Below are 6,022 nucleotides of genomic sequence, written 5' to 3'. Positions count from 1 at the left end.
GCCCGACGCGCTCGGCGAACTCACCGACGCTCATCTTGCGTTTCGCCAGTTCGACGTCGTCCGCATCGACCCGCCGGACGGCGGCCTTGACGCGGTCCCGCCCGAGGGTCTGCGCCGCGGCGGTCAGCCGGGGGTCGGCGAGCAGCGCGTCGGTGCGCGGCACCCGCCGGCGCGGATCGGCTGCGACGTCCCCCATGCTCCCTCTTCCGCAGTTTGGCGGAGACGGACGGGAATCGAACCCGCCTGACCCGGGTCCCGGGCCACACCGGTTTTGAAGACCGGGAGGGGCACCAGCCGCCTGAACGCCTCCAGGCAGCAGTGAACCACAGGCCGGGTGGGCGTGTGCGGTGGGGCGTCAGCCCCCGGCGGCGCGCCGCCGGTCGAGGCGTTCCCGCTGCGGCACCACCGTGTACTTCGGATCCTTCGCCGAGGCGACGCCGCCGTAGAAGATGCCGAACCGGGTGGCCACCGACGCGGCCAGCAGGGCCGTCCCGGACAGGGCGGAGACCGCCCGGCTGCGCCGGCCGAGCAGCGCACCGGCCACCCCGGCCGCGGTCAGGGCCCGCCCGGCGCGCAGCAGCCGGCCCGGCCGCCCGGCGCGGTAGGGCTCGCTGAGCAGCCCGAGCCGGGTCTCCACCCGGTGCGAGCCGAACAGTTCCAGGGCGGCGCCCGCCACCGCCATCCGGCGGGCCGGGCCGGCCTGCGCGGTCGGCGCGGCGATCAGCCCCACGCCGGCGCCGCTGGCCAACGCGCTGCCCGCGAACACCGTCGGCAGCTCCCGGTACGCCTCGTGCCAGGACGGCACCGCCGTGTCGGCCAGCAGCACGCCGGTGTACGTGGCCAACGCCGGCGCGGTCGCCGCGGCGGCCAGCCCGGCGGCGTGCCCCACCGGCGGCAGCAGCCGACGTGCGAGCCCGAGCGGCCCCCGCTCGGGCAGCCACGCCGCGCCCTCGGCGACCGCCGCGATTCCGGCGGCCGGGCCGAAGGCGCTGAGGATCCAGGTGCCCACGGACATCGGCGAGGTCGGCTTGGCCACCCGCAGCATGTGGTGGAACCGGGCCGGCCGCCCCAGGTCCTTGACCAGGAAGACGGCGCTGGCGGTGACCGCCACCAGCGAGGTGACCCGGCCGGCGCGGCGCAGCGCGGGCCGCCCGGTGACCTGCCCGCCCGCCGCCAGCAGCGACGAGCCGGCGGCCAGCCCGCCGGTGAACAGGTACGCGGCGATGTCCCACTTCCAGACGGGCGCCTTGAGGATCGGCCGGCCGTAGTAGGAGGTGAACTCGGCCTCCGGGACGGTCAGCTCCTCGCCGCCGCGCCGGCCGCCGCCCCGCCGCCGGGTCCGTCCGGACGCACGGGTCGACGCCGGCGCGCCGGACCCGCCGGGTGGCGCCCCTGGCGAGCCGGCAGCGGCCTCGCCGCGGCCGGCCGGTCCGCCGGGAACGCCGGCGTCGAGGCGATCGCGGAAGCGGCGGAACAGGTCGCCCACCGGGCGGTCCGGACTCACGAGGAACCTCCGACGAACGCGGCGACGGCCGCCGCCGCCATGGCCAGGGCCGCCAGGCCGGCCCGCTTCCACATCCTCGGCAGGTCCCGGGTGGTGACCACCGGGTCCGGGGGCAGGCCGTACACCTCGGGCTCGTCCAGCAGCAGGAAGAACGCGCCGTCGCCACCGACCCCGTCGTCGGGGTCGTGCCCGTAGAGTCGCGCCTCGGTGGCGCCGCGCTCGTGCAGGGTCGCCACCCGGGCGGCGGCCCGCTCCCGCAGCTCGTCGAGGGGACCGTACTGGATGGACTCCGTCGGGCACGCCTGCGCGCAGGCGGGAATCTTCCCGGCGCCGATCCGGTCGTAGCACAGCGTGCACTTCCACGCCCGGCCGTCGTCCTTGCGCTGGTCGATGACGCCGTACGGGCAGGCGGAGATGCAGTAGCCGCAGCCGTTGCAGATGTCCTCCTGCACCACCACCGTGCCGAACTCGGTGCGGAACAGCGCCCCGGTGGGGCAGACATCCAGGCAGGCCGCGTGGGTGCAGTGCTTGCAGACGTCGGACATCATCAGCCAGCGGAAGTCGCTGCGCCCCTCCGCGCCACCGGCCCGCCCCGGCGGCTGCGCCCCGGGCATGCCCAGGAACTCCGGCCCGGCGCTCCGACCGGCCGTCGCGGCACCGGCGAGCGGCGGCCCGCGGTGCCCGGCCGGGCGGGGCTGCTCGACGAACGCCACGTGCCGCCACGAGTTCGCGGTCAGCGCGCCGGTGTTGTCGTACGACATGCCGAGCAGGTCCAGCCCCGAACCGGGGACGTCGTTCCACTCCTTGCAGGCCACCTCGCACGCCTTGCAGCCGATGCAGACGCTGGTGTCGGTGAAGAAGCCCATCCGGGGCGGGGCGTCGACCCAGCCCGCGTCCGGGGCGGGATCGAGCGGCCCGGACAGGCTGTTCGGGTCAGGAAGCATCACGGTCCTCCCCGGCGCCGTCGGTGGGAGCCGGCACCGGAAACGCCCCCGGCGTGAGGGTCGAGGGCGGATGGCCGGGGACGATACCCGCCCGCCGCCGGTAGTCCGCCACCAGGTCCCGCAGGGCCGCCCCGGTGGGCCGCCGCCCCGGACGCACGTCGCAGGTGCCGACCTTGCTCTCCTGGATGAGCACGTTCGGGTCCAGCGTGATCCCGAACAGGTCGTTGGCCGAGTCGCCCGTCACCAGGCCCTCGAACCCGAAGTGGTACGGCAGCCACACCTGGTGGATCACCCGGCCGTCCACCCGCAGCGGGGCCAGCCGGTCGGTGACCAGCACCTTCGCCTCGATCACCGCCCGCCCACTGACCAGGTGCGCCCAACCCAGGTGCGCCAGGCCCCGCTCGGCCGCCACCTCCGGCGACACCTCCACGAACATCTCCGGTTGCAGCTCCGCCAGGGTCCGCACCGTGCGGCTCATCCCGCCCGCCGTGTGGTGCTCGGTGAGCCGGCTGACCGTGAACACGTACGGGAAGACCGCGCCGTGCTCCTGCGGCGGGCTCGGGTTCACCGAGTTCACGGGGTGCGCGTACACCTTGCGGGTGGGGTTGGCCTGCTGCCGGTAGAGCGGGTTGCGCACCGGCGACTCGGCCGGCTCGTAGTGCGTCGGCAGCGGCCCGTCGAGCACCCCGCTGGGCGCGTACAGCCAGCCCTTCCCGTCGCCCTGCATGACGAACGGGTCGTCGCCCGCGATCCCCTCCGGGCCGGTCGCGCCCTCCGGCGGCCGGTACGTCGGCGGCTTCGTCTTCTCGAAGTCCGGCACGTCGTAGCCGGTCCACTCCCCGGCGTCGGGATCCCACCAGACGTAGCGCTTGCGCTCGCTCCAGGGCCGGCCCTGCGGGTCGGCGGAGGCGCGGTTGTAGAGGGTGCGCCGGTTGGCCGGCCACGCCCAGCCCCACTCGGCGGCCACCCAGTCCTGCTCGTGCCGGGGCTTGCGTCGGGCCGCCTGGTTGACGCCGTCGGCGTACACGCCGGAGTAGATCCAGCAGCCGACGGCGGTCGAGCCGTCGGCGCGGGCCTCGGTGAACGTGGACAGCGGGCGGCCCGTCGCCACGTCGTACCCGTTGATCTCGCGCAGCACCGCCTCGGCGCTCGGCTCGGCGTGCGGGCCGTGCGTGGGATAGTCCCAGGCCAGGTCGAGCAGCGCCCGGTCGCGCGGCAGGTCGGAGCCGGCCAGCTTCTCCCGCAGCCGGCGCCCCAGGTGGTAGAAGAACCACAGCTCGGAGCGGGCGTCGCCCGGCGGGTCGACGGCCTTCTCCCGCCACTGCAGCAGCCGCTGGGTCTGGGTGAAGGTGCCCTCCTTCTCCACGTGCGACGCGGCCGGCAGGAAGAACACCTCCGTCCTGCACTCGGTCGGCACGATCTCGCCCGCGGCCACCTCCGGGCCGTTGCGCCAGAACGTGGCGCTCTCGATCATGAACAGGTCGCGGACCACCAGCCAGTCCAGGTTCGCCATGCCCAGCCGCTGGGCGCGGCCGTGCGCCGAGCCCACCGCCGGGTTCTGCCCGAGCAGGAAGTAGCCCTTCACCTTCCCGTCGATCATGTTCAGCACCTGCTGGTACGTCCCGTGGTCGCCCGTCATCCGGGGCAGGTACCCGTAGCAGAAGTCGTTCTCCGGCGTCGCCGCGTCCCCCCAGTACGCCTTGAGCAGGCTGGCCGCGTACGCGCCGGCGTCGCCCCAGGAACCCTTCTGGCCGGGGCGGCGGAAGCTGTCCACCCACCGCTGGAAGGTGGTGTGATCGGCGCGCGGCATCGGCAGGTAACCGGGGAGCAGGTTGAACAGCGTCGGGATGTCGGTGGAGCCCTGGATGCTGGCGTGCCCGCGCAGGGCCAGGATCCCCCCGCCGGGGCGGCCCATGTTGCCCAGCAGCAGCTGGATGATCGCGCCGGTGCGGATGTACTGCACGCCGACGCTGTGCTGCGTCCACCCGACCGAGTAGATCAGCACGCCGGTGCGCTCGCGGCCGGAGTTCTCCGCCCACGCCCGGGCCAGCTCCAGGAACCTCTCCTGCGGGATGCCGCAGACCCGCTCCACCATCTCCGGGGTGTAGCGGGCGAAGTGTCGCCTGAGGATCTGGTAGACGCAGCGTGGATGCTGCAACGTCTCGTCCCGCTCCACCCGACCGCTCACCTGCGCGCCGTGCGACTCGTGGAGCAGCCCCGCCGCGCTGTCCCGCTCCTTCGCGGTGTGCCCGCTGCCGGAGTCGGTTTCGTGGCCCGCGTACTGCCAGGAGTCCTGCACGTAGCTGCCGGTCTCCGGGTCGAAGCCGGAGAAGAAACCGTCGCCGTCCTCGGCGTCGACGAACTGGTCGCTGACGATCGTCGCGGCGTTCGTGTAGGCCAGCACGTACTCCCGGAAGTCCAGCTCGTTCTCCAGGATGTACCGCACCACCCCGCCGAGCAGCGCGATGTCGGAGCCCGCGCGGATCGGCAGGTACGTGTCGGCCAGCGCGCTGGTGCGGGTGAACCGCGGGTCGACGTGGAACACCTTGGTGCCGCGCCGCTTGGCCTCCATCACCCACTGGAAGCCCACCGGGTGGGCCTCGGCCATGTTCGAGCCCTGGATGACGATGACGTCAGCGTTGGCGACGTCCTGCTGGAAGTCCGTCGCGCCACCGCGACCGAAGCTGGCCCCCAGACCGGGGACGGTGGCGGAGTGTCAAATGCGCGCCTGGTTCTCGATCTGGAGCGCCCCCATCGCCGTGAACAGCTTCTTGATGAGGTAGTTCTCCTCGTTGTCCAGCGTCGCCCCGCCCAGGCTGGAGATCCCCAGCGTGCGGTTGAGCGGCCGGCCCTTGGGGTCGACGTCCTCCCACGTCTCGGCGCGGGCCGCGAGGATCCGGTCGGCGATCATGTCGACCGCGACGTCGAGATCCAGGTCCTCCCACTCCGTGCCGTAGGGGCGCCGGTAGCGGACCTTCGTCTGCCGCAGCGGGCTGGTGACCAGGCTCCTGCTGGCCGAGCCCTTCGGGCAGAGGCGGCCCCGGGAGATCGGGCTGTCCGGGTCGCCCTCGATCTGGGTGACCTGCTCGTCCTTGACGTACACGCGCTGCCCGCAGCCAACCGCGCAGTAGGGGCAGACCGAGCGGGCCATCCGGTCGGCGGTCTCGGTGCGCGCCGTCAGCCCGGCCGAGCGCGCCGACTGCGCGGCGGCGCCCCGGCCCAGCGGATCGGTGCCGGTGAGCTGCCGGTAGACCGGCCAGCCCTCGATGAAGGTCCGCAGACCCATCCCGCGACACCCCCTCCCTCGGCCCGAACACCGTCGACCCCTCGCACACTAGGGCAGCCCGCACCCCGGCCGCGACCCGAGACCCCGATCACCACCCGACGGTCACCGTCCGCGCCCGCGACGTCGCCATTGGCGTACGCAGACAGCCCCACCCCCGAGCCGGATCGGCTCGGGGGGTGGGGTGATGTCGGCTGGTGAAGATGCGCCGCTGGCCGGCGCCCGTGTCGGGTGCCGGCCAGCGATCCCCCTTGTGGTGAATGCCTGTGTGTCAGTTGTTCCAGTGTTCGG

3 protein-coding genes, 1 tRNA gene and 1 pseudogene are annotated in these 6,022 nt (G+C 73.9%); all 5 read right to left on the bottom strand.

Translation table 11 applies throughout. From position 1 onward, the window contains the following. Window positions 1-196: pseudogene (locus AB0L34_RS32445) on the bottom strand (hypothetical protein); the annotation flags it as partial. An 18-nt stretch (window positions 197-214) separates the two neighbouring features. Further along, window positions 215-310: transfer RNA gene (locus AB0L34_RS32440), tRNA-Sec, on the bottom strand. A gap of 45 nt (window positions 311-355) precedes the next feature. Next, window positions 356-1,504 carry an NrfD/PsrC family molybdoenzyme membrane anchor subunit gene (nrfD, locus tag AB0L34_RS32435; RefSeq protein WP_363709333.1) on the bottom strand — a complete coding sequence of 383 codons (1,149 nt, stop codon included), beginning with the start codon at window positions 1,502-1,504 and terminating at the stop codon, window positions 356-358. Continuing rightward, window positions 1,501-2,448: a 4Fe-4S dicluster domain-containing protein gene (locus tag AB0L34_RS32430; protein ID WP_363709331.1), complete on the bottom strand. Its 948-nt coding sequence runs from the start codon at window positions 2,446-2,448 to the stop codon at window positions 1,501-1,503. The genes nrfD and AB0L34_RS32430 overlap by 4 nt, the downstream gene beginning before the upstream one ends. Then, the gene (fdh, locus tag AB0L34_RS32425) at window positions 2,438-5,734 is read right to left on the bottom strand and encodes a formate dehydrogenase (RefSeq protein WP_363709329.1); all 3,297 of its coding nucleotides are present in this window, start codon (window positions 5,732-5,734) and stop codon (window positions 2,438-2,440) included. Before fdh ends, AB0L34_RS32430 begins: the two co-directional genes overlap by 11 nt. Window positions 5,735-6,022: the final 288 nt, after the last annotated feature.

Source organism: Micromonospora sp. NPDC052213 (genome assembly GCF_040679695.1).
Taxonomy (GTDB): domain Bacteria; phylum Actinomycetota; class Actinomycetes; order Mycobacteriales; family Micromonosporaceae; genus Micromonospora.
The sequence above is the reverse complement of the archived record's forward strand: the minus strand, read 5'-3'. Positions and strand labels throughout refer to the sequence as shown.